Raw genomic sequence first — 19,442 nt, 5'->3', positions numbered from 1 at the left:
CCTCGCCTCTTGACCTTCTCACCGCGTAACAGACACTGGCGCGATGTTCCTGACCTTCTTCACAGAGCTGCGCGCAGCCAAGGTGCCGGTCTCCTTCCGGGAGTACCTGTCCCTGCTGGAGGCTCTCGACCGGGATCTCGCCGACAAGAGCGTCGAGGAGTTCTACTATCTCTCCCGCACCTGCCTGGTGAAGGACGAGCGCCATTTCGACAAATTCGACCAGGTTTTCGCCCATGTGTTCAAGGGCATCGAGAGCATGGGCCGGGCGGTCGACGAGACCGGCATTCCCGAGGAATGGCTGCGCAAGCTCGCCGAGCGCTATCTCACCGACGAGGAGAAGAAGCAGATCGAGGCCATGGGCTGGGAAAAGCTCTGGGAGAACCTGAAGAAGCGCCTCGAGGAGCAGAAGGGCCGCCACCAGGGCGGCAACAAATGGATCGGTACGGCCGGCACCTCGCCCTATGGCGCCTACGGCTACAACCCGGAAGGCATCCGCATCGGCCAGGACAAGAACCGCAACTTCCGCGCCGTGAAGGTGTGGGACAAGCGCGAGTTCATGGATTTCGACGACAGCGTCGAGCTCGGCGTGCGCAACATGCGCATTGCGCTGCGGCGGCTACGCCGCTTCGCCCGCACCGGCTCGGCGGAGGAACTCGACCTCGACGAGACGATCCACGAGACCGCACACAAGGGCTATCTCGACGTGCGTCTGCGGCCGGAGCGCCGCAACGCGGTGAAGGTGCTCCTCTTCCTCGATGTAGGCGGCTCCATGGACTGGCATATCGAGATCGCGGAGGAGCTGTTCTCGGCAGCGCGGCTCGAGTTCAAGCATTTCGAGCATTTCTACTTCCACAACTGCGTCTACGAGAATCTCTGGAAGGAGAACCGCCGCCGCTTCGACGAGACGATCCCGACCCTCGACGTGATCCGCACCTATCCGTCGGATTATCGCGTGGTCTTCGTGGGCGATGCATCCATGAGCCCTTACGAAGTCACCCATCCCGGCGGCTCGGTGGAGCACTGGAACGAGGAGCCCGGCCAAGCCTGGCTCCGGCGCATCCTCGATCATTTTCCCAGGGCCGTGTGGCTCAACCCGGTGCCGCAGCCGCATTGGGGCTACACCCAGTCCATCGCCCTGATCCGGCAAGCGTTCGGGGATCGCATGTACCCGCTCAATCTCGAAGGCATCGACCACGCGATGCGCGAACTGGTGCGCTAGACAGCACCGTTTGCCGAGCGGACGGTGCCGGGATAAGAAGCCCCCATGGCACAGACCTACACCCACAGCCCCAAGCCCTTCGGCGGGCCGATCTCCTTCACTCTCAAAGGGGGCGACAAGCTCACCGTCGATTCCGGTCGCAAGGTGCATGAGGTCCTGCTCGGTGCCGTGGATACGGTGCGCATGACCTACGAGCCGGGCCGGCTGGCGCAAAGGGCCTTTCGCACCAAGGTGATCATGAAGGACGGCAAGTCCTTCACCTTCAGCTCGCTCAACTGGAAGAGCCTCGTCGAGGCCCAGGAGCTGACGCAGGAATACCGGGCCTTCGTTCAGGCCCTGTGCGACGCCATCGTCCGTGCCAACCCGCAGGCGAGGCTTGTGGCCGGCAAGCCCTTGGGCCTGTGGCTCCCGACCTCGGCACTTGCAATCGCATCGCTGCTCGTCATGGTCTATCTGATCTGGCAGGCGTTGCAGATGGGGGCGACAGGCGTCGCGCTGATCGGAGCGCTCCTCGGCGTCGTGGGCGTGTGGCAGATCGAGCCGATGATCCGGCTCAACAAGCCGCGCCCCTTCCGGTGCGGGGCCCTGCCCGAGGAAATGCTGCCGAAGGCGGGTTAAGGAGCGAGCCTCCTGTAACCTATGTCATCACCGGCCTTGTGCTGGTGATGACGTGCAGATCATGAAGCTTAAGCCCTTACCACCAGCACCGAGCACTTGGCGTGGCGCACCACGGTCGCGGCGTTGGAGCCGAGCAGGTAGGTTGCCATGGTCGGCCGGTGGGAGCCGATGACGATGAGGTCCGTTCCGGTCTTCTCCGCCTCGTCCAGCACTTCGGCGTAAACGGAGCCGAGGCGGACCACCGCGGAGACCCGATCGGACGACAGGCCGACGCCCGCCGCCAGTTTGGCCAGCTTGGCATCAGCCTCACCCTGCTGCTCCTCGTCGAAGGTCGGCGGCATGAATTCCATATAGGTCACGGGCACGATGGCGCGCACATAGACCAGACGCAGCGATCCGCTCGAGGCCTTGGCAAGCTCGACGGCTTTGTCGATGGCGGGCTTTGCCGTCTCGACTTCACCGAGATCGACAGGAACCAGGATCGTCTTGAACATGAGCTTTTCTCCACACAGAGCATTTTTCGGCGAAGTGGATCCCGTTCGCCGCCTATCATCCCGCGTACCAGCATAAGCACCCTCCGCTACGTGGCGGAAGCCTTATCCTTGACGGGTGGGGGTGTGGACGACGAGACCGTCGAGCTCGGGCCGGACGCGGATCTGGCATGACAGCCGCGAATTGGGGCGCACGTCGAAGGCGAAGTCGAGCATGTCCTCCTCCATCGGCTGAGGCTGGCCCGTCACCGCTTCCCATTCCTCGGCGACATAGACGTGACAGGTGGCGCAGGAGCAGGCTCCGCCGCATTCGGCCTCGATGCCCGGGACACCGTTGCGGATGGCGGTTTCCATCACCGTCGCGCCCTCCTCCGCCTCGACGGTTCGGGCCGTTCCTTCGGCATCGATGAACGTAATATTGATCATTGCGGACCTCTGCTTGTGGGCGCATACTTAAGACAGACCGCGCCGGAAGACGAGAGACGAGCGCGGAGCCTGCCGTTTTTTCGCCGCAATTTCCCCGGTACAGCAGGTTACTAAGCCGTTAACGACGTTCATAAATGACAGGGGACATCGGGTTTCCTTGTTTCAGATCGGCCGCTAGACTTGCTTGGTAAATGACAGATTACCGTGCGGAAAACCTGACAGGCGATCCGCACCGGCTGAGGCCACGCATTCACCTTGCTTTTCACGCAATGAGGCGGCCTCAACCATCACAGTTGCGTCACGAGGGCGGATCATGGCGACCGAGAACAAGAAGATGAAAGACCCGGCGGAGGCGGCCCTTTCGGCTGTCGAGCAGGCGCTCAACCTCGACGAGACATTCGTGATCCACACGCCCGAGCGGCCGGGCGGCAAGTCCTCCTTCGAAGAGCCCAAGCTGCCGGATATCGATGACCACGATTTCACCAAGGGGCCATTCGGTCTGGGCTCCGACTCTCTCTCTGCGCAGGCCGACGACCACGATCCCAGGCTCGACGAGATGCACCGCTCCGGCTTCGTCGCGCCCGACCGGAACTCCGTCGCCAATGACGACCGCCAGAATGTCGGCGTGATGCTCCAGGCACTCCAGTTTCGCCCGTCCCGTCGTGCTTACTGGGTGGCCGCCCTCGCCTCCCTGCTCTGGCTCGGCGGCGTCGGGGCGCTGGTCTACATGCAGGGCATCACCACGCCCGAACAACTGCTGGCCGCCTTCTCGATCTCGCAGCTGGCGCTAGGCGCCGTCGGGCTCGTCGCCCCCCTCTTCCTGTTCTTCATCGCCGCCATGCTGACCGTCCGCTCGCAGGAGATGAAGCTGGTGGCCCGCGCAGTCGGCGAAGTCGCCATGCGACTCGCGCAGCCCGAGAATTTTTCCACCGACGCGGTCCTGTCCGTCTCGCAGGCGGTGCGCCGTGAAGTCGCAGCCGTCGGCGACGGCGTCGAGCGTGCGCTTGCCCGCGCCGGCGAGCTCGAAACTCTCGTGCGCAGCGAGATCTCGACGCTGGAGCGTGCCTATTCCGACAACGAGATCCGCATCCGCTCGCTCATCGACGAGCTGGTGGCACAGCGTGAGGCCATCGTCTCCAATGCGGAGCGCGTGCGTGGCTCCATCACCGGCGTTCACCAGAACCTGATCCAGGATCTCGACGGCGCCAGCGAGCGCGTCGCCTCGGCCGTCAGCGGCGCCGGCGACAAGGTCACCGCCTCGCTCGAAAAGCAGGGCGACCACATCACGCAGGCGCTTGGCCGCGCCGGCGAGCGCGTCGTCGAGGAGATGGCGAGCCGCGGCGTCGAGCTGGTGGAGCGCCTCGCAGGCTCCAGCGACGAGATCAAGAACGGCATCTCCGAAGTCGGCACGACCATCACGAGCGCGCTCGAGAGCAAGGCGCAGGACATCACCGGCGCCTTCGAGCGCACCGGCGACCTCCTGACCCGCCACCTGCAGGACGGCGCAAGCCAGGTCACGCGGACCCTGGCCGAGACCGGCCGCGGCGTGATCGACGCCCTCGCCCAACAGGGCAACGACGTGCGCGAGGCCTTCGAGCAGACGGCCCGCACCCTGGAGGACAGCTTCGCCCAGCGCGGAGCTGAGATCACCGAGAAGCTCGCCGCCACCGGCGGCGTAATCGCCGACGACATCTCCGCCCGCACCGCCGAGATGCGCGACGAGATCGCAGAGGCAGGCTCCTCCGTGAGCGAGGAGATCGTCGCCCGCGGCACGGAGATGCGCCAGGCCCTTTCCACGACAGGCGCGACACTGGTTCAGGAACTCGCCACAAGCGGCAGCAGCCTGCGCGAGGAATTCGCTCTCACAGCCGGCACTCTCCTCAACGAGCTGTCGACCCGCGGCACCACTCTGCGCGAGCAGCTTTCCACCACCGGCACCGGCGTCGTCGACGAAATCGTTCTGCGCGGCAACGAATTCCGCGAGCGCCTGGCGACGACGGCCGCCGACGTCACCCGCGAGATCGGCCAGCGCGGCGGCGAAGTGCGCGAGCAGCTGGAGGGTGCGGTCCGCATGGCCGACGAGTCCATCGGCACCCGCGTCGAGGATCTCGCCACCCGCCTCGAAACGGCAAGCCGGCGCGTCAGCGAATCCGTCACCGTCCAGGGCCATGCCCTCGAGACGAGCCTTACCCAGGCCGGCGAGCGCCTCTCGTCGCTCATGGGCGGCCATGTCGAGGACTTCCGCACCGCCTTCGAATCCCGCGGCCAGGAATTCTCGGACACCCTCTCCCGTCACACGGACGATGCGCAGACCCGTCTGGCCAGCGCCGCCAAGGACATCGTGCTGGCGATCGCCAGCCAGGGTTCGCGCGTGAACGAGGTGCTCAACCGCACGGCCGAGACCCTGTCGACCACCGTCGACAGCCGGACCCGCGAGATGGAAGAAACCCTCGGCGCCCGCCTCACCACCCTGGAGGATGTCACCACCCGCGGCAGCGATGTCGCCGACCGCATTTCCCGCGACGTGGGCGGCCTGACCGAGACGATCACCGGCAGCCTCGAGGAGATGAACCGCCTGATCACCGTGCAGGGCCGCACGGTAGCCGAGTCCTTCACCGAGCGCGCCCGGGAGGCGGCCACCGCCATCGAGACGCAGCTTACCGCCCTCGAGGAGCATGCCTCGCGTCGCACCTCGGAAATCACGGTCAATTTCGACACCATCGTCGAGCGCGTCGACAGCGTTCTCGGCGCCCGGTCGAGCGCTCTCAACGAAGCTCTCGTGGTGCGCACCGGCGAGATGGCCCGTGTCATGGCGGAAGGCGGACGCGACGTGGCCACTGCCCTTCAGGCCCGCGTGGACGAGATCAGCCAGGCGATCACGGCGAGGACCAACACCATCGCCGACACCCTCTCCTCGAAGGCCGAGCAGATCGGCCAGTCGCTCGACGGCCGCATCGCCTCGATCAACGAGCTTTTGGGCAACCGCGCCGACGAGATCTCGGAGAATCTCGGCGCCCGCGCTTTCGAGATCAACCAGATCCTCGGCAACCGCGCCGAGGAGATCGCTGCCGCCCTCGATCAGAGCGTCACGATGCTCGAGGACCGGGTGGTGAACCGCCTCACCGGCGTCGCCGAAACCATCGACGAGCGCGGCCAGACGGTTCTCGGCTCGCTCACGAGCCGCATCGGCGAGATCCGCTCGATCTTCGACACGGAAGGCGCGACGCTCCTCGAGAGCCTCGGCAGCCGCGGCGATGTGATCGGTCGCGAGGTCGCCGCGATCAGCGAGACCACCCTGCGCGACCTGGAAGAGCGCAGCAACGCCGTCATCGGTAGCCTGCAGGACCGCAGCAGCTCCATGCTGTCGTCGCTCCAGCAGCGCACGATGGAACTCACCGCCGCCTATCTGCAATCGACACAGGCCGTACGCACGGCCCTCGACGAAGGCACCGAGCAGACGGTCGTGGCACTCACCGGCGCCAACGAGAGCCTGCGCGGCGAGCTTACCGACGTGCTCGGCCGTCTGAACGACGCCAATCAACTGCTCCAGCAGGTCGCGGCCTCCGCCAGCGCCAATCTCGGCGCGGTCGAGGATGGCCTTGCCGGACGCGTCCAGCACATCGAAGCGCTCCTCTCCGAGATCGCCACCCAGACGGGCCGCGCCTCGGACCAGGTGGCCGATCAAGTCGACGCGCTGCGCAGCGTCTCCTCCGGCGCCATCCAGCAGGCGCTGGAACTCGCCCAGAATCTTGAAGAGCGCGGCCGCGCACTCACCGATACGACCGGCGAGCAGATGCGTACCCTCGTCGAAGCCACCGCGGCCCTGGAACGTGTCGAGACGCGCATGAACGAGGCGCTCTCTGGCCGCCAGCAGGCCCTGGACGCGCTTCTCGGCCGCATCAACGACCGCTCGCAGGATCTGGAATCCGTCACCCGCTCCTTCACGACCCTCCTTGAGAACTCTCTCCAGAACGTGGAAGCCAAGGCAGGCCAGATCGGCGCCGTTCTCGCCGCTGCGGCGGAGACCACGACGGGCGCCATCGGCGAGCAGTTCGAACGCATCCGCGCCACCACGGGCGAGGAAAGCGAGCGGACGGCAGCGGCCCTGCGCACCGGCTACGAGAAGGCCGCGGCCGAGATGACCGAGGCCCTCGGCAATGCGTCGGCGAAGTTCCGCGACACCATGGGCGAATTGCGCGGCATGACCGGCCAGATCCAGCGCGAGCTGGAGGCCACCCGCGCCGAACTGCGCCGCGGCGTCGTCGAGCTGCCGCAGGAGACCCAGGAGACGACGGCCAACATGCGCCGCGTCGTCGCCGATCAGATCAAGGCTCTCAACGAGCTCTCCGCTCTGGTGTCCCGTTCCAACCGGATGGTCGACGCGGCTCCGGCCGCCCAGCCCCGCAAGGCTGCGGTCAACGAGACCCCGGTCGCCGCCACCATGGCAGCCGTCGCGGCCGCCGTCGAACAGCGCATCGCGCAGACACCGGCACCCGCCCCCACCCCGGCGGTCGCCCGCCAGGCGGAACCGAAGCCCGCTCCCGCTCCGGCGCCCGTATCCGCGCCCGCCCCGGCACCGGCACCTGTTCGCCAGGCCCCGCCGGCTGCGGAGCGTCCGACTACGCGCCGGGAGGAAGCGCCTGCCCGCGAGGCCGGTGCCCGCGGCGGCTGGCTGTCGGACCTCCTGAACCGTGCCTCGCGCGAGGAAACGGTCGAGCCGACACGCGCGGCAGGCCGCCCTGATCGTGCGAGAACCAACAGCCTCGAATCCCTTGATTCGATCTCCGTCGACATCGCACGCATGATCGATCACGACGCCGCGCTGGAACTGTGGGACCGCTATCGCCGTGGCGAGAGCAACGTGTTCACCCGGCGTCTCTACACGCTCCAGGGACAGCAGACCTTCGACGAGATCCGCCGCAAGTATGGTCGCGACGAGGAGTTCCGCCAGACGGTGGACCGCTATGTCGAGGAGTTCGAGCGCCTTCTCGCCGAAGTCTCCCGCGACGACCGCGATTCCATGCTGACGAAGACCTACCTCACCTCGGAGACCGGCAAGGTCTACACCATGCTGGCTCACGCCAGCGGCCGCTTCGACTGATCGGACGAGGCTCAACCGGAATATGAAAAACGCGGCCTCAGGGCCGCGTTTTTCGTTGAAGGGAAAGCCTGAAGAGACAGTGTCATTCCCGGCCGGAGCGTCAGCGGAGGGGAAGGGAATCCATGACGCTGAGCGTGGGAGTGGATCCCCCTTCCCGGCCCTGCGGGCCGCCGGGATGACACCCACCACGTCATGGCCGGCCTCGTGCCGGCCATCCCGCTTCTGAAAAGCGCCGCGCCTTACCGATCGAGATCACCGGCACAAGGCCGGTGATGACGTAGGGGCTACATCGAAGTTTACTTGAAAGGGCCTCTAAGCCGGCGCCCGATCTTCGCCCGCCGCTGCGGTGCCGGGATCCTCGCGCCGCGGCAGGTGGCTTCCGCTCACCCAGCGCACGATGTCGAGCATGACCACCGACAGGGCCTCGTCGAGGGCGCGGGCGGCGTTCGGGGCGTCGACGGCACTCGCCGGCACGGCGGCGCGGAAGATGCGGCCGTTCACGATGCGCCCGTCCCGATCGCTGACGATCTTCACGGAGATCTCGGCCACGGCCGCATTGTCGGGGGTCGCGATCTCGAACCGGCGCAGTTCGGAGATCAGCTGCACATCGGCCACCGCTCCGCTGCTCGGGCGCGAGACGCCCCGCAGCTGGGAGGAATTCTCGAAGGTGTTGATCAGGCGCGTCTGGATCAGGCGGGGCAGGTTGTCGGCCCATTGCCCTCCCCCGATGAACGAGACCGAGCCGCTGGCATCCTTGACCAGGATCTGCTGCGTCGCGAGCTGCTGCAGGGCAGCGGGCTCGTTCACGAGCACCTGGACACCGGCCGCGCCGCGGATGCGGGACGACGGCGCGGAGAGATCGTAGGTCGCCGGTGCAGGCCCCGACGAGCAGGCGCCGGTCAGGGCAGCCAGGACCAGCACCGGCGCAAAACGCCGGAGCAAGAAGGCTCGCTCGGTCTGGGGGAGCAACACGGAGGATCCACGCATACTGGTTACTTAACGGCGTCCACTATACTCGGGGAGATTCGAACGACCACCGAAAAGAAACTGCTGTGGATTACGTTCGATGCTCCGCACGGCACGGCTGATGTCTCCCAAGGTCCTGCGGCCCTCGACCGCCAGAGCCTCGTATTCCCGGAGTCCTGAATCCGTGAAACGGCCGACCCCGGACAGCACGCCCTGGATGCCTTCGGTGCGCCGGTTCAGATCGTCGGCCAGCTCGCGCATGGAAACGGCGGCGGCGCGGATCTCGTCGAAGGCTCCCTTGCCCGACTCGCCCGAGGCCGAGCCCAGGAACTTCTCGGCACCGATCAGGACGCTGTCGATGCGGTCGGCGGATTTGTTGAGCTTCTCCGTGATGGAGCGTGCCTCCTGGATCGCCTTGTCCACATCCGGACTGCGCTGGCTCAGCATCTGGCTGAAGGTATCGAGGTTGTCGACCGTCCGCCCGACCTTGGTCGGGTCGATGGCCTTGGCGAGCTCGTCGATCTCGGCCACGGCACTGTCGAGCTTGGGCGCCGTCGCGTTGAGCGATGCGATCAGGCTTGCGGCGTCGCGCAGGGCGTTGTTGATCACATCGCGGTTCTGCCCCAGGGCCTGGGTGAAGTTGTCCGTGTTCTCAACGATCCGGGAGACGCGCTGGCCGTCGATGGCGTTCGCCAGCTCCTCGGCCTTGTCGACGGTGCGGCCGACCTTCGCCGGATCGATGGCCTTGGCGATATTCGAGAGGTCGGACACGGCACTGTCGAGCTTGGGCGCCGTCTGGTTGAGGCTGGCCACGAGAGTGTCGGCGTTGCGCAGAGTGTTCGCGATGGCCTGGCGGTTCTGCTCCAGTGACTCGGTGAAGCCTTCGACGTTCTCCACGATGCGCGTGACGCGCTGCGGATCGACGGCGCGCACCACCGTATCGACATTGGTCGCCAGGGTCTCGAGCTTCTCGGCCAGGGGCCCGACCTTCTCGGCCGCCTGCCCGACCTGGGCCAGGAAGCGGTCGATCCCCTCGGCATTCTCGCCGAGAGCTTGCGAGAAGCGCTCCACGTTCTGGATCGTCCGGCTGACGGCGCCTTCGTTGTCCGTCACCACGCGCCCGACCCGCTCCAGGACGTCGTCAGCCCGCCGCGCGATGTTGCGCGCAGTCTCGATCAGATCCTGGAAGTCGGAACGGTCGGCGAAGATCGTCGGCATGGGCTGGCCGGGCCCTGCCGCCAGCGGCGGAGCACTGGGCTCTCCACCGGAGAGACCGATATTCGCGACACCCGTCAGGCCCTGATATTCCAGGCGGGCCCGCGTATCGGCCCGGATCGGGGTGCGGCTGTCGACCTGGACAATGGCGACGACCCGGCGCGGATCCTCCGGGAGCAGGCTGATATCGGAGACGTCACCAACCCGCAGGCCGTTGAAGGAGACGCTCGAGCCCTGGGAGAGACCGGAGACCGATCCCGAGAACACGATTCGGAGGCTCTGGCGCGCCTGACCCCTCTCGCCGCCGGAGAACCAATAGACGAAGCCGAAGGCCGCCGCGATCACCGCCAGGGTGAAGAGCCCGATCAAGGCGTAATTTGCACGCGTTTCCATCGCTACCCTTACGCGCCGCCGGCCATGACCGCGCGTGCCCGTTTCCCATGAAAGTAAGAGCGGAGCCACGGATGATCCGATCCGAGCATCGTCTCGATGGGACCCTCCGCGAGAATTTTTCCCTCGCCCAAAGCCGCAATCCGGTCGCAGACCGAATAGAGGCTGTCAAGGTCATGGGTTACCATGAATACGGTCAGTCCTAAAGTCCGCTGTAACGTCGCAATAAGGTCGTCGAACTCGCCGGCGCCGATGGGGTCGAGACCCGAGGTCGGCTCGTCGAGGAAAACAATCTCCGGGTCGAGGGCGAGCGCCCGCGCCAGAGCCGCGCGCTTGATCATGCCGCCCGAAAGCTCCGAGGGAAGCTTGTCCGCAGCGTCCGGATTGAGCCCCACCATCTCGATCTTGAGCATGGCGATCTCGTCGAGCAGGCGAGTCGACAGGTTCAGGTATTCCCGCATCGGGACCTGGATGTTCTGCTTGACCGTGAGCGCGGAAAAAAGCGCGCCCTGCTGGAACAGCACGCCCCACTGTCTCTCGAGCTGCCGGCGTTCGTCGGGAGACAGCTCGTCCAAATTCTGGCCCAGCACCTCGATGGTGCCCGCCCGCTTGGGCACGAGCCCGAGAATGGCCCGGGTCAGGACCGACTTGCCCTGGCCGGAGCCGCCGACGAAGCCGAGGATTTCGCCGCGATAGACGTCGAGATCGAGCCCTTTCAGGATCGTCCGCTCTCCGAATCCGACCTCGACGCCGCGAGCGCGGATGATCACGTCGCGGTCCTTGGTGAGGTCGAGCTGGCGGCGGTCGAGCATCATGTCAGTAATTAATCGCTGCGAAGAACATGGCGAAGAGTCCATCGAGCACGATAACCATGAAGATGGCCTTCACGACCGAAGAGGTCACGTGGCGGCCGAGGGACTCGGCGGACCCCTCGACGGCGAGACCTTCGAGGGTCGCGATGATGCCGATCACGAGCGCCATGAATGGCGCCTTGATGATCCCGACCAGGAAGGTGTTCAGGCTGACGGCGGCCCTGAGGCGCGTCAGGAAGATGTCCGGGCTGATGTCGCCGTAGACCCAGGTGGTCAGCCCGCCGCCGACGAGCGCGGCGATGGAGGCGATGAATGTGAGCAGCGGCAGGCCGATCACCAGCGCCATGATCCGCGGCACGATCAGCACCTCGATCGGATCGAGGCCCATGACCCGCAGGGCGTCGATCTCCTCCCGCATCTTCATGGAGCCGATTTCCGCGGTGAAGGCGGAGCCGGAGCGTCCGGCGACCATGATGGAGGTGAGAAGGACGCCCAGCTCGCGCAGGACGAGGATGCCGATGAGATCGATGACGAAGGGCGTCGCGCCGAACTTGATCAGCTGGAAGATGCCCTGCTGCGACACGATGCAGCCGACCAGGAAGGAGATCAGCACGATGATCGGCACGCCGCGATAGGCGATCTGTTCCAGCTGGTTGATCACGGCCGTGCCGCGGAAGCGGCTGGGATGGACGATGACCCGCAGGAGGGCGGATACGAGCTCGCCCAGGAAGCCGACGCCGCCGACCAGGTCCTTGCCGGCACCGGCGACGCTCTTGCCCACATCGACGAGGAAATCGACCGCGCGGGAATGCCGCGGCTTCGGATCGCCCTGGAACTCGCGGAAAGCCGTCTCTTCCAGGAGGGTCGACCGCTCCGGCGACGCACCGGCGAAATCCGCCTTGCCCTTGGCCGACAGCTCGTGCCGTGTCCGGTTGAGGGTCCAGGCACCGAGGGTGTCGAGCCGCCCGATCTCGCTCAGATCGAAGACCACGGGATAAGTCTCGACCTCCGCGGAGATCGCATTGGCAACGGCCTCGACCCTTTCGGCATGGGGCGCCGTCCAGGGACCCGACAGCCGGACCGTCGTCTGCCCCTCCGCTCGCTCGATTGTCGCTTGCGGCTCTTGAGCCAAGGTGCTCTGCGCCACGATCATCCCTTCGGCATTGATTCCGTTTGGTGATAGCGTGTCGCTGCGCCACAAGTCGAGCCGTAGTTAACAGAGAATCCGACAGAATGCCCAATCTCACCGTTTCCATCGACCGTTTTCCCATTGCCGGAAAGTTCACCATCGCCCGCGGCTCCCGGACTGAGGCGGTGGTGGTCACGGCCACGATCGAGGAGCCCGGCGCCTCTGGCCATGGGGAATGCGTGCCTTATTCCCGCTACGGCGAGACGGTCGAAGGCGTGGCGGCGGCCATCGAAGCCATCCGCCCCCGGATCGAGGCCGGACTGACCCGCGAGGCGCTGCAGGACCTGATGCCGCCTGGAGCCGCCCGCAACGCGGTCGATTGCGCCCTATGGGATCTCGACGCCAAGCGCACCGGCATCCGCGCCCATGTCACGGCCGGGCTGACCCGCTGGCCGCCGGCGACCACCGCCTACACAATCAGCCTCGACAGCCCTGAAGGTATGGCGGCGGCCACGGCGAAGGCGGCGGAGCGGCCAATCCTCAAGGTGAAGTTCGGTGCGCCCGACGGCGATATCGAGCGCATCAGGGCGGTCCGCCGCGCCGCGCCGCAGGCGACCCTGATCGCGGATGCCAACGAGGGCTGGACGGAGGCGAACATCGAAGCGCATCTCGCGGCCTGCGCCGAGGAGGGCTACGCGCTCGTGGAGCAGCCCCTCCCCGCCCAGGCCGATGCCTATCTCGGCCAAATCTCGCGTCCTGTCCCGATCCTGGCCGACGAGAGCGTGCACGACCGGGCGAGCCTCGACCGGCTGGTCGGCCTCTATGAAGTGGTCAACATCAAGCTCGACAAGACCGGCGGCCTGACCGAGGCGCTGGCCCTGGCCGATGCGGCCGAGGCCAAGGGCTTCTCCCTGATGATCGGTTGCATGGTCGGCTCGTCGCTTGCGATGGCGCCCGCCCTCGTGCTCGCGCCGCGCTCCCGCTTCGTCGATCTCGACGGCCCCCTCCTCCTTGCCCGCGACCGGGAGCCGGGCCTGCGCTACGAGGGCAGCATCGTCTACCCGCCCGAGCCTGCCCTCTGGGGTTAGAGCATCTGATCGATCCCAAAAGTGGACACCACTTTTGGGATCGATCAGATGCTCAATCTTTTGAGCAGCGCATCGTTCAAGACGGAAAACCGGGACCACTTTTCCGTACGATGCGCTGATCCTTCTGAAGTCGGACGACGACCAGCATCAGCACGAATCCGATGGCGCCCAAGGGGGCCATCGCCGCAAAGACCCCAGCCCCCGCCTCCGTGTAGATCATGCCGCTGACGATCGTGGAGGCCGCCGTCGTGAGCGCAGCGAGCGAGCCGTAGATGCCCTGCGCCCGTCCCCGCGCCTTCAAGGGCGCGAGCGCCGCAAGAGCCGCCATGGTGCCGATATGGGTGGCCGCGAAAGACAGGCTGTGCATCGCCTGGAGCACGAACATGATCTCCGTACCCGGCTGCAGGGACATGATGGTGAAGCGGATCACGGCCGCAGCGGACCCGATCATGATCAGGCCGACGCCCGAGCTGCGACCCACATGCCGTCCGAGATAGACGAAGACCAGAATCTCGGCGATCACGCCGGCGGCCCAGAAATAGCCGATGACCGCATCCGAGAAGCCGATGGAGCGCCAGTAGATGCTGGCGAAGGCGTTGAGCGCGCCGTGGCTTCCCTGCGTCAAGGCTCCGGCGATCAGGACGAGCCAAAGGATCCGGGACAGCTTCGGGGATTCACTCTCCTTCCATCCGTCGTCGTGGCTCATGGGCTCGGGAACCTCGGGCGGGACGGCGATCAGCGTTGCGGTGATTCCTAAGATCGGGATCAGGGTCAGGGCGACGATCACGATGTCCGCCCCGAAGGCCCCGACCAGATAGCCGCCGACGATGTTGGTGATGAAGAACGCCACCGAGCCGGCGCCCCTGATCCGGCCGTAGTTCAGGCCGGGATGCCGCTGGACCGCATTGGTCGAGACGAGGTCGTTGCCGGGGATGATGCAGGATTGCGCTACGGCAACGAGCGCGACGAGGACGACGATCGCGATGCTGCCGTCGGCGAACAGGAACAGCGGAAAGCCGATCAGCTGGCCGAAATGGCTCGCGAGCAGCAGCCGCCGCGCTCCGAACGAGCGGTCGGCAAGGCTCAGGAGCGGCGCCGTCGCCAAGATCCGCACGATGATGGGAATGGCGACCACGAACCCGATGAGCGTCGGCGACAGCGACTTGCTCTGGAGCCACAGGGGAAAGAACGGCAGATACATCCCGTGGCTGGTGAAGCTGGCGGCCTGCAATGCACCCAGGCGGAGTTCGAGAGCTTTGTGCGGATGCATCGGGACGGAGATCTTCTGGGATCGAAAACGGGGGCCAAACGAGCAAGAACGCGGTGCACGACTGCCCCTGAAAGCCTTGTAGGGGTTGAGCTTGCCTGCGCTTTGCACACATCTGTTGGGGACGGGGAATCAAGCCCGGCAGAGATGGATGCCGTTACCATGCCCGATGAAGAGACCGACGTCACGTTCGGCGACCTGGATTTCGACGCCATCGAGACCGCCGTCATGGAGACGGCGCGCGGCCGCTGGTTCCTGAAGGAATATGCCCGGCGCAACCGCCATGCGGACACCCAGACGATCCTCGAGGCCGTAGATCGGCTCAAGGAGCCGGGCGTCGATGGGGAGACCATTGGCAGGCTCAGGTCCGATCTCGAGGAAATGGCCGTCGCCATCCGGCAAACCAAGGAAGCGATCCACTCCTTCCCTGCCATCGACGGCAACGATCCCATGAGCGAGCTGTCGGAGGCCGAGTTACAGGCCGCTGCCGAGCAGCGCATCAGGCATATGGTGCTGACCTTCCAATATCTGGAACGCCACATCCGCGAGATGATCGCCCGCTGCGATGCGAAGTCCGGTCAGACGGAAACCTCGGCGGGACCCGGCCCTTTCGAGGGTGAGAAGGCCCAGCATCTCCACCCGCATCCCGCTTTCCTGATGTAGGCCGGGCTACATCGCGGCGTGGGCCTTCTCGATGTTCGAGAAGAACTGTCTCGCGCTCTCGTGCCAGGTGAAGGTCTCGCCATACGCGCGGCACCTGTCCTTCGGGAGCGCGAGGGCTTCGAGGGCGGCCTGCCTCAGGTTCCAATCGAGAATTCCGCAGCCGGAGGCGCCGATCACGTCGAGCGGGCCGGTGACCGGGAAGGCGGCAATCGGCAGACCAGAGGCAAGAGCTTCCAGGAGGACGATGCCAAAGGTGTCGGTGAGGCTCGGGAACACGAACACGTCGGCGGATGCATAGACCCGGGCCAGATCCTCCCCCGCCAGGGCGCCGAGGAAACGGGCTTGCGGATATCGTCGTTCAAGCTCGCCCCGGGCCGGACCGTCGCCGACGATCACCTTCGTGCCGGGCAGATCGAGGCTCAGGAAGGCGTCGAGGTTCTTCTCCACGGCCACGCGTCCGACGTAGAGGAAGATGGGCGATGCCGCATCCATGACGCGCTCCTTTCGGGGCCGGAACAGGGTCGTATCCACGCCCCGGGTCCAGCGCATGATGTTCCCGAAGCCGCGCCCGGTCAGTTCTCTCTCGAGGGAGGGCGTGCTGACCATCATCGCGCGTGCTGCCCGATGGAACCGCTTGAGCGCCCCATAGGACCATGCTTCCGGAATCCTCGTCCGGGCCGCGACATATTCGGGGAAGCGGGTGTGGTAGCTCGTGGTGAAGGCCCGGCCCTCGCGGGCGCAGGCAAGGCGCGTCGCCAGCCCTATCGGCCCCTCCGTCGCGATATGGACATGGGTGGGGGCGATCTCCTCCATCAGGCGAGCGATGGAGGCTTGTCCCACCAGGGACAGGCGGATTTCCGGATAGGTCGGCATCGGAAAGGAGCGGAAGCGCTCCGGCGTCAGGAACACGATTTCGGCGCCGAAGCGGGGCGCCTCCTCAGCCATGTGCTCCAGGGAGCGCACCACGCCGTTGACCTTGGGACGCCATGCATCGCTTGCGATCAGAAGACGCATCAGGCCGCCCTCTCGCCGATGGCCGCTTCGACGAGCGTCGGAGAAGCGAGGGGCACCTGCGTCGTCTCCGCCCAGCGGATCAGCTCGAAGGATCCGTCGTAATGCTCGACCACCGCCGTGCAGGATTCGACCCAATCGCCGGTGTTCACGTAGGAGACGCCCGAGAACTGGTCATGCATGATCGCATGGTGGATATGGCCGCAGATGACCCCATCGGCCCCCTGCCGCTGGGCTTCGGCCGCCAGGAGTTCCTCGAACCGGCTGATGTAGTTCACCGCATTCTTGACCTTCAGCTTGGCCCAGGACGAGAGCGACCAGTAGGTCAGGCCGAGGCGCCTTCGCACCACGTTGAGATAGGTGTTGACGAACAGGGCCGCCGAATAGGCGCCGTCGCCCAGCAGGGCGAGCCAGCGGGCGTGACGGACCACCAGATCGAACTGGTCGCCGTGGATCACGAAATAGCGCTTGCCGTCCGCGGCCTCGTGCAAGGCGTAGTCCGCCAGCTCGATGCCCCCGAGATTGACGCCGATGAAATCGCGCAGGAACTCGTCGTGATTGCCCGGAAGGTAGACGAGGCGGGCCCCTTTGCGGACCTTGCGCAGGAGCTTCTGCACCACGTCGTTATGGGCCTGCGGCCAGTACCAGCCCGATTTCAGCTTCCATCCATCGACGATATCGCCGACCAGATAGATGGTGTCCGCATCGTAAGCTTTGAGGAATTCCAGCAGCGCATCCGCTTGGCACCCCTTGGTGCCGAGGTGAAGGTCCGACAGGAACAGCGTCCTTACGCGCACAGCATTCGCTTCCTGAGCCATGGCTCCTCCGACGGGCTTGCGGAACAAACCCAAACCGGATTCGCGTCTCGTCCCCATGACGGTTTTCCTGCAGATTTGTGACGGTGGGCCGGAACCACCTTCCTCAGGTGAGGCAAAAGTCCGCTTCCAAGAGCAACGGATTTGCCATAGAGGCTCCGCAGTGATCGGGCGGAGATCGTGATGAGCGTACCTGACTTAGTCGGGCTGATCGGCGTTGCAGCCTATCTCTCGGCCTACGGGCTGCTGCAATTGGGCGCCTTGAAAGTAGAGGATAGTCGTTACGCGCTCCTCAATGCACTAGGCGCAATACTGATTCTCTATTCATTGCTGTTCGACTTCAATTTAGCATCCTTCGTCACTCAATCGGCATGGCTGGTGCTTACCGCAATCGGCTACATACGCTCGCACGTTAAGCGCTCGCGGACAGCCCGTCCCTGAGCCCATGCGTCCGGCGCAGGGGCTTTCGGACCGATTGGGACTTCACGCGGCGGCTTCTCCGTGGTTGGTTGCTGACCTTCCCGTCAAGCGACTCGACCCGTGAAAACCCGCCTCCTGTGAAACCTCTGCTGGGGATCTCCCTCAAAGTCATATCGGCCGTCGTCTTCACGATGATGTCGGCGACCCTCAAGACGCTCACCGTGCGCTACCCCGTCGGCGAGATCGTCTTCTTCCGCTCCGCCTTCGCGCTGCTGCCGCTGCTGCTTTGGTTGAGATGGCAGGGGGACCTCATCAACGCGGTGCGCACGAAGAACGTGGTCGGGCATTTCAAGCGCGGCTTCATCGGCACGGGCGCGATGTATCTCGGCTTTGCCGCCCTCTCCTATCTGCCCCTCCACGATGCCATCGCCATCGGCTACGCCTCGCCGCTCATCGCCGTGATCCTGGCGGCGCTCCTCCTCAAAGAGACGGTACGCGCCTATCGGTGGACGGCGGTCGGCATCGGCTTCGCCGGCGTTCTCATCATGCTCTCGCCCTATCTGAAGATCGGGACCTTCGGCGGCGAACTGAATGCCGGGCCGACGCTGGGCGCCATGTTCGCCTTCGCCGGAGCCTTCTGCTCGGCCGGCGCCACGATCCAGGTCCGGCGCCTGACGGAGACGGAGAAGACCGGCGCCATCGTCTTCTACTTCTTCATCATGGCCTCCGGCCTGTCGCTCTGCACCATCACCCTGGGCTGGCACATGCCGGATGCGATGGACCTCGCCCTGTTCGTTCTCGTCGGCATCCTGGGCGGAATCGGCCAGATCCTGGTCACCCAGTCCTACCGGTATGCGGATACCTCGGTGATCGCGCCCTTCGAATACACCACCATGATCTGGGCGCTCCTGTTCGGCTGGTTCATCTTCGGCGATCTGCCGACCCTCGCCGTGCTGATCGGCGCCGCCATCGTCGCCGCCACGGGGCTGTTCATCGTCTGGCGCGAGCATCGCCTCGGCCTCCTGCGGACCAAGGAATTGCAGGCGACCCCGCAAAGACCGGGTGTCTAACCCGAAAAGGCGGGCCTGCAGCGTGCCGGTGCTTGACCCGCCCTGTCGATTACCCCACAACCGTTTTGAGGAACGAGCGTACGTTTTCCAGAACAGAGGCAGTCATGGGCGTCGAGGGCAAAGAACGGAGCCGAGAACTGGAAACGGGCGCGCAGGTTCTCTCCGGCAACATGGGCAAGACCATCCAGCGTCTGCGCAAGGCCTATAACCTGTCCCTCTCGGAACTGGCCGAGCAGTCCGGCGTCGCGAAGTCGATCATCAGCCAGATCGAGCGCAACGAGACGAACCCCACACTGGCCACCATCTGGCGACTGAGCCAAGCCCTGGACGTCTCGATCGAGCGGGTCCTGGCCTCCGGCGACGAAGAGCCCTTCATCGAGAAGTCGTCCAAGGCCGACACCCCGATCCTCGTCTCCGAGGACGGCAAGATGCGCCTCGCCATCATCGGCTGGCTCAAGACCATCGAATGGCTGCAATGGTACGACGTGCAGTCCGAACCCGGCGGCGTGCTCGATTCCGACAGCCACCAGCGCGGCTCGGTCGAGTGCCTGTCGGTGCTGGAGGGCGAGTTCGAGGTCGAGGTCGGAGGCGTGACGCAGCAGGCCAGAGCCGGTGAAAGCCTGCGCTACCGCTGCGACCGCCCCCACTCGGTGCGCTGCATCGGCAATAGCCCCGGCCGCGCCACCATGGTCTGCATCCTCAAAGCCGCCGTGATGGATTGAGGCTTATCCAGATGGGCGG

General features: G+C 65.6%; 17 protein-coding genes. 8 read left to right on the top strand and 9 right to left on the bottom strand.

The window, feature by feature from the left end:
* Window positions 1-43 precede the first annotated feature (43 nt).
* Together BB934_RS20495 and BB934_RS20490 are read left to right on the top strand one after the other, a co-directional pair.
* Window positions 44-1,219 (top strand): vWA domain-containing protein, encoded by a 1,176-nt coding sequence (locus BB934_RS20495; protein ID WP_099511282.1) that lies wholly within the window; start codon window positions 44-46, stop codon window positions 1,217-1,219.
* Window positions 1,220-1,264: 45 nt separating this feature from the next.
* Window positions 1,265-1,837 (top strand): hypothetical protein, encoded by a 573-nt coding sequence (locus BB934_RS20490; RefSeq protein WP_099511281.1) that lies wholly within the window; start codon window positions 1,265-1,267, stop codon window positions 1,835-1,837.
* A 68-nt stretch (window positions 1,838-1,905) separates the two neighbouring features.
* Here the strand turns inward: BB934_RS20490 and BB934_RS20485 are convergent, their stop codons facing one another.
* Both BB934_RS20485 and BB934_RS20480 read right to left on the bottom strand, forming a co-directional pair.
* Window positions 1,906-2,331: a universal stress protein gene (locus tag BB934_RS20485; protein ID WP_099511280.1), complete on the bottom strand. Its 426-nt coding sequence runs from the start codon at window positions 2,329-2,331 to the stop codon at window positions 1,906-1,908.
* Between the two features lie 102 nt (window positions 2,332-2,433).
* Entirely contained in the window at window positions 2,434-2,754 is a 321-nt protein-coding gene (locus BB934_RS20480; protein WP_099511279.1) for a 2Fe-2S iron-sulfur cluster-binding protein, read from the bottom strand.
* 313 nt (window positions 2,755-3,067) lie between these two features.
* Here BB934_RS20480 and BB934_RS20475 point away from each other — a divergent pair, with 313 nt between their 5' ends.
* Window positions 3,068-7,855 carry an apolipoprotein A-IV repeat region-like domain-containing protein gene (locus tag BB934_RS20475; RefSeq protein ID WP_099511278.1) on the top strand — a complete coding sequence of 1,596 codons (4,788 nt, stop codon included), beginning with the start codon at window positions 3,068-3,070 and terminating at the stop codon, window positions 7,853-7,855.
* A gap of 312 nt (window positions 7,856-8,167) precedes the next feature.
* Here the strand turns inward: BB934_RS20475 and BB934_RS20470 are convergent, their stop codons facing one another.
* Genes BB934_RS20470 through BB934_RS20455 form a run of 4 tightly spaced genes read right to left on the bottom strand, consistent with a single transcriptional unit; the run spans window position 8,168 to window position 12,391 of the window.
* Window positions 8,168-8,797: an ABC-type transport auxiliary lipoprotein family protein gene (locus tag BB934_RS20470; protein WP_335645578.1), complete on the bottom strand. Its 630-nt coding sequence runs from the start codon at window positions 8,795-8,797 to the stop codon at window positions 8,168-8,170.
* Between the two features lie 54 nt (window positions 8,798-8,851).
* Complete coding sequence (locus tag BB934_RS20465) at window positions 8,852-10,429, bottom strand: MlaD family protein (RefSeq protein WP_099511276.1); 1,578 nt, start codon at window positions 10,427-10,429, stop codon at window positions 8,852-8,854.
* Window positions 10,430-10,437: 8 nt separating this feature from the next.
* Window positions 10,438-11,238, bottom strand: a complete 801-nt coding sequence (locus BB934_RS20460; protein WP_173909520.1) for an ABC transporter ATP-binding protein — start codon at window positions 11,236-11,238, stop codon at window positions 10,438-10,440.
* 4 nt (window positions 11,239-11,242) lie between these two features.
* Entirely contained in the window at window positions 11,243-12,391 is a 1,149-nt protein-coding gene (locus BB934_RS20455) for an ABC transporter permease (protein ID WP_099511275.1), read from the bottom strand.
* 80 nt (window positions 12,392-12,471) lie between these two features.
* Here BB934_RS20455 and dgcA point away from each other — a divergent pair, with 80 nt between their 5' ends.
* On the top strand, window positions 12,472-13,455 hold the full coding sequence (gene dgcA / locus BB934_RS20450; RefSeq protein WP_099511274.1) for an N-acetyl-D-Glu racemase DgcA: 984 nt from the start codon (window positions 12,472-12,474) through the stop codon (window positions 13,453-13,455).
* 76 nt (window positions 13,456-13,531) lie between these two features.
* On the opposite strand, the gene BB934_RS20445 is transcribed toward dgcA, so the two are convergent.
* Window positions 13,532-14,725 (bottom strand): MFS transporter, encoded by a 1,194-nt coding sequence (locus BB934_RS20445; protein ID WP_099511273.1) that lies wholly within the window; start codon window positions 14,723-14,725, stop codon window positions 13,532-13,534.
* Window positions 14,726-14,884: 159 nt separating this feature from the next.
* Between BB934_RS20445 and BB934_RS20440 the strand changes: the two genes are divergently transcribed.
* Window positions 14,885-15,385: a hypothetical protein gene (locus BB934_RS20440; protein ID WP_099511272.1), complete on the top strand. Its 501-nt coding sequence runs from the start codon at window positions 14,885-14,887 to the stop codon at window positions 15,383-15,385.
* A gap of 6 nt (window positions 15,386-15,391) precedes the next feature.
* Here BB934_RS20440 and BB934_RS20435 read toward each other — a convergent pair whose 3' ends face one another.
* Window positions 15,392-16,399, bottom strand: a complete 1,008-nt coding sequence (locus tag BB934_RS20435) for a glycosyltransferase family 4 protein (protein WP_099511271.1) — start codon at window positions 16,397-16,399, stop codon at window positions 15,392-15,394.
* Complete coding sequence (locus BB934_RS20430; RefSeq protein ID WP_099513083.1) at window positions 16,399-17,214, bottom strand: UDP-2,3-diacylglucosamine diphosphatase; 816 nt, start codon at window positions 17,212-17,214, stop codon at window positions 16,399-16,401. Before BB934_RS20430 ends, BB934_RS20435 begins: the two co-directional genes overlap by 1 nt.
* A gap of 180 nt (window positions 17,215-17,394) precedes the next feature.
* On the opposite strand from BB934_RS20430, the gene BB934_RS20425 reads away from it, so the two are divergent.
* The 3 genes from BB934_RS20425 (at window position 17,395) to BB934_RS20415 (ending at window position 19,423) form a co-directional block, all read left to right on the top strand.
* The gene (locus tag BB934_RS20425; RefSeq protein WP_099511270.1) at window positions 17,395-17,652 is read left to right on the top strand and encodes a CBU_0592 family membrane protein; all 258 of its coding nucleotides are present in this window, start codon (window positions 17,395-17,397) and stop codon (window positions 17,650-17,652) included.
* A 116-nt stretch (window positions 17,653-17,768) separates the two neighbouring features.
* Window positions 17,769-18,701 (top strand): DMT family transporter, encoded by a 933-nt coding sequence (locus tag BB934_RS20420; protein ID WP_099511269.1) that lies wholly within the window; start codon window positions 17,769-17,771, stop codon window positions 18,699-18,701.
* 104 nt (window positions 18,702-18,805) lie between these two features.
* Complete coding sequence (locus BB934_RS20415; RefSeq protein WP_099511268.1) at window positions 18,806-19,423, top strand: helix-turn-helix domain-containing protein; 618 nt, start codon at window positions 18,806-18,808, stop codon at window positions 19,421-19,423.
* Window positions 19,424-19,442 lie beyond the last annotated feature (19 nt).

Source organism: Microvirga ossetica (assembly GCF_002741015.1).
Taxonomy (GTDB): Bacteria; Pseudomonadota; Alphaproteobacteria; order Rhizobiales; family Beijerinckiaceae; genus Microvirga; species Microvirga ossetica.
Note: the sequence above shows the minus strand (reverse complement) of the source record. Positions and strands in the feature narration are given on the sequence as shown.

What these genes read in the sequence shown, in the direction of transcription:
- BB934_RS20425 (WP_099511270.1), top strand. Translation starts at nt 17,395, where the DNA reads ATGAGCGTACCTGACTTAGTCGGGCTGATCGGCGTTGCAGCCTATCTC.
- BB934_RS20460 (WP_173909520.1), bottom strand. Translation starts at nt 11,238, where the DNA reads ATGCTCGACCGCCGCCAGCTCGACCTCACCAAGGACCGCGACGTGATC.
- BB934_RS20445 (WP_099511273.1), bottom strand. Translation starts at nt 14,725, where the DNA reads ATGCATCCGCACAAAGCTCTCGAACTCCGCCTGGGTGCATTGCAGGCC.
- BB934_RS20475 (WP_099511278.1), top strand. Translation starts at nt 3,068, where the DNA reads ATGGCGACCGAGAACAAGAAGATGAAAGACCCGGCGGAGGCGGCCCTT.
- BB934_RS20465 (WP_099511276.1), bottom strand. Translation starts at nt 10,429, where the DNA reads ATGGAAACGCGTGCAAATTACGCCTTGATCGGGCTCTTCACCCTGGCG.
- BB934_RS20435 (WP_099511271.1), bottom strand. Translation starts at nt 16,399, where the DNA reads ATGCGTCTTCTGATCGCAAGCGATGCATGGCGTCCCAAGGTCAACGGC.
- BB934_RS20430 (WP_099513083.1), bottom strand. Translation starts at nt 17,214, where the DNA reads ATGGCTCAGGAAGCGAATGCTGTGCGCGTAAGGACGCTGTTCCTGTCG.
- BB934_RS20480 (WP_099511279.1), bottom strand. Translation starts at nt 2,754, where the DNA reads ATGATCAATATTACGTTCATCGATGCCGAAGGAACGGCCCGAACCGTC.
- BB934_RS20455 (WP_099511275.1), bottom strand. Translation starts at nt 12,391, where the DNA reads ATGATCGTGGCGCAGAGCACCTTGGCTCAAGAGCCGCAAGCGACAATC.
- BB934_RS20495 (WP_099511282.1), top strand. Translation starts at nt 44, where the DNA reads ATGTTCCTGACCTTCTTCACAGAGCTGCGCGCAGCCAAGGTGCCGGTC.
- BB934_RS20440 (WP_099511272.1), top strand. Translation starts at nt 14,885, where the DNA reads ATGCCCGATGAAGAGACCGACGTCACGTTCGGCGACCTGGATTTCGAC.
- BB934_RS20490 (WP_099511281.1), top strand. Translation starts at nt 1,265, where the DNA reads ATGGCACAGACCTACACCCACAGCCCCAAGCCCTTCGGCGGGCCGATC.
- dgcA (WP_099511274.1), top strand. Translation starts at nt 12,472, where the DNA reads ATGCCCAATCTCACCGTTTCCATCGACCGTTTTCCCATTGCCGGAAAG.
- BB934_RS20415 (WP_099511268.1), top strand. Translation starts at nt 18,806, where the DNA reads ATGGGCGTCGAGGGCAAAGAACGGAGCCGAGAACTGGAAACGGGCGCG.
- BB934_RS20485 (WP_099511280.1), bottom strand. Translation starts at nt 2,331, where the DNA reads ATGTTCAAGACGATCCTGGTTCCTGTCGATCTCGGTGAAGTCGAGACG.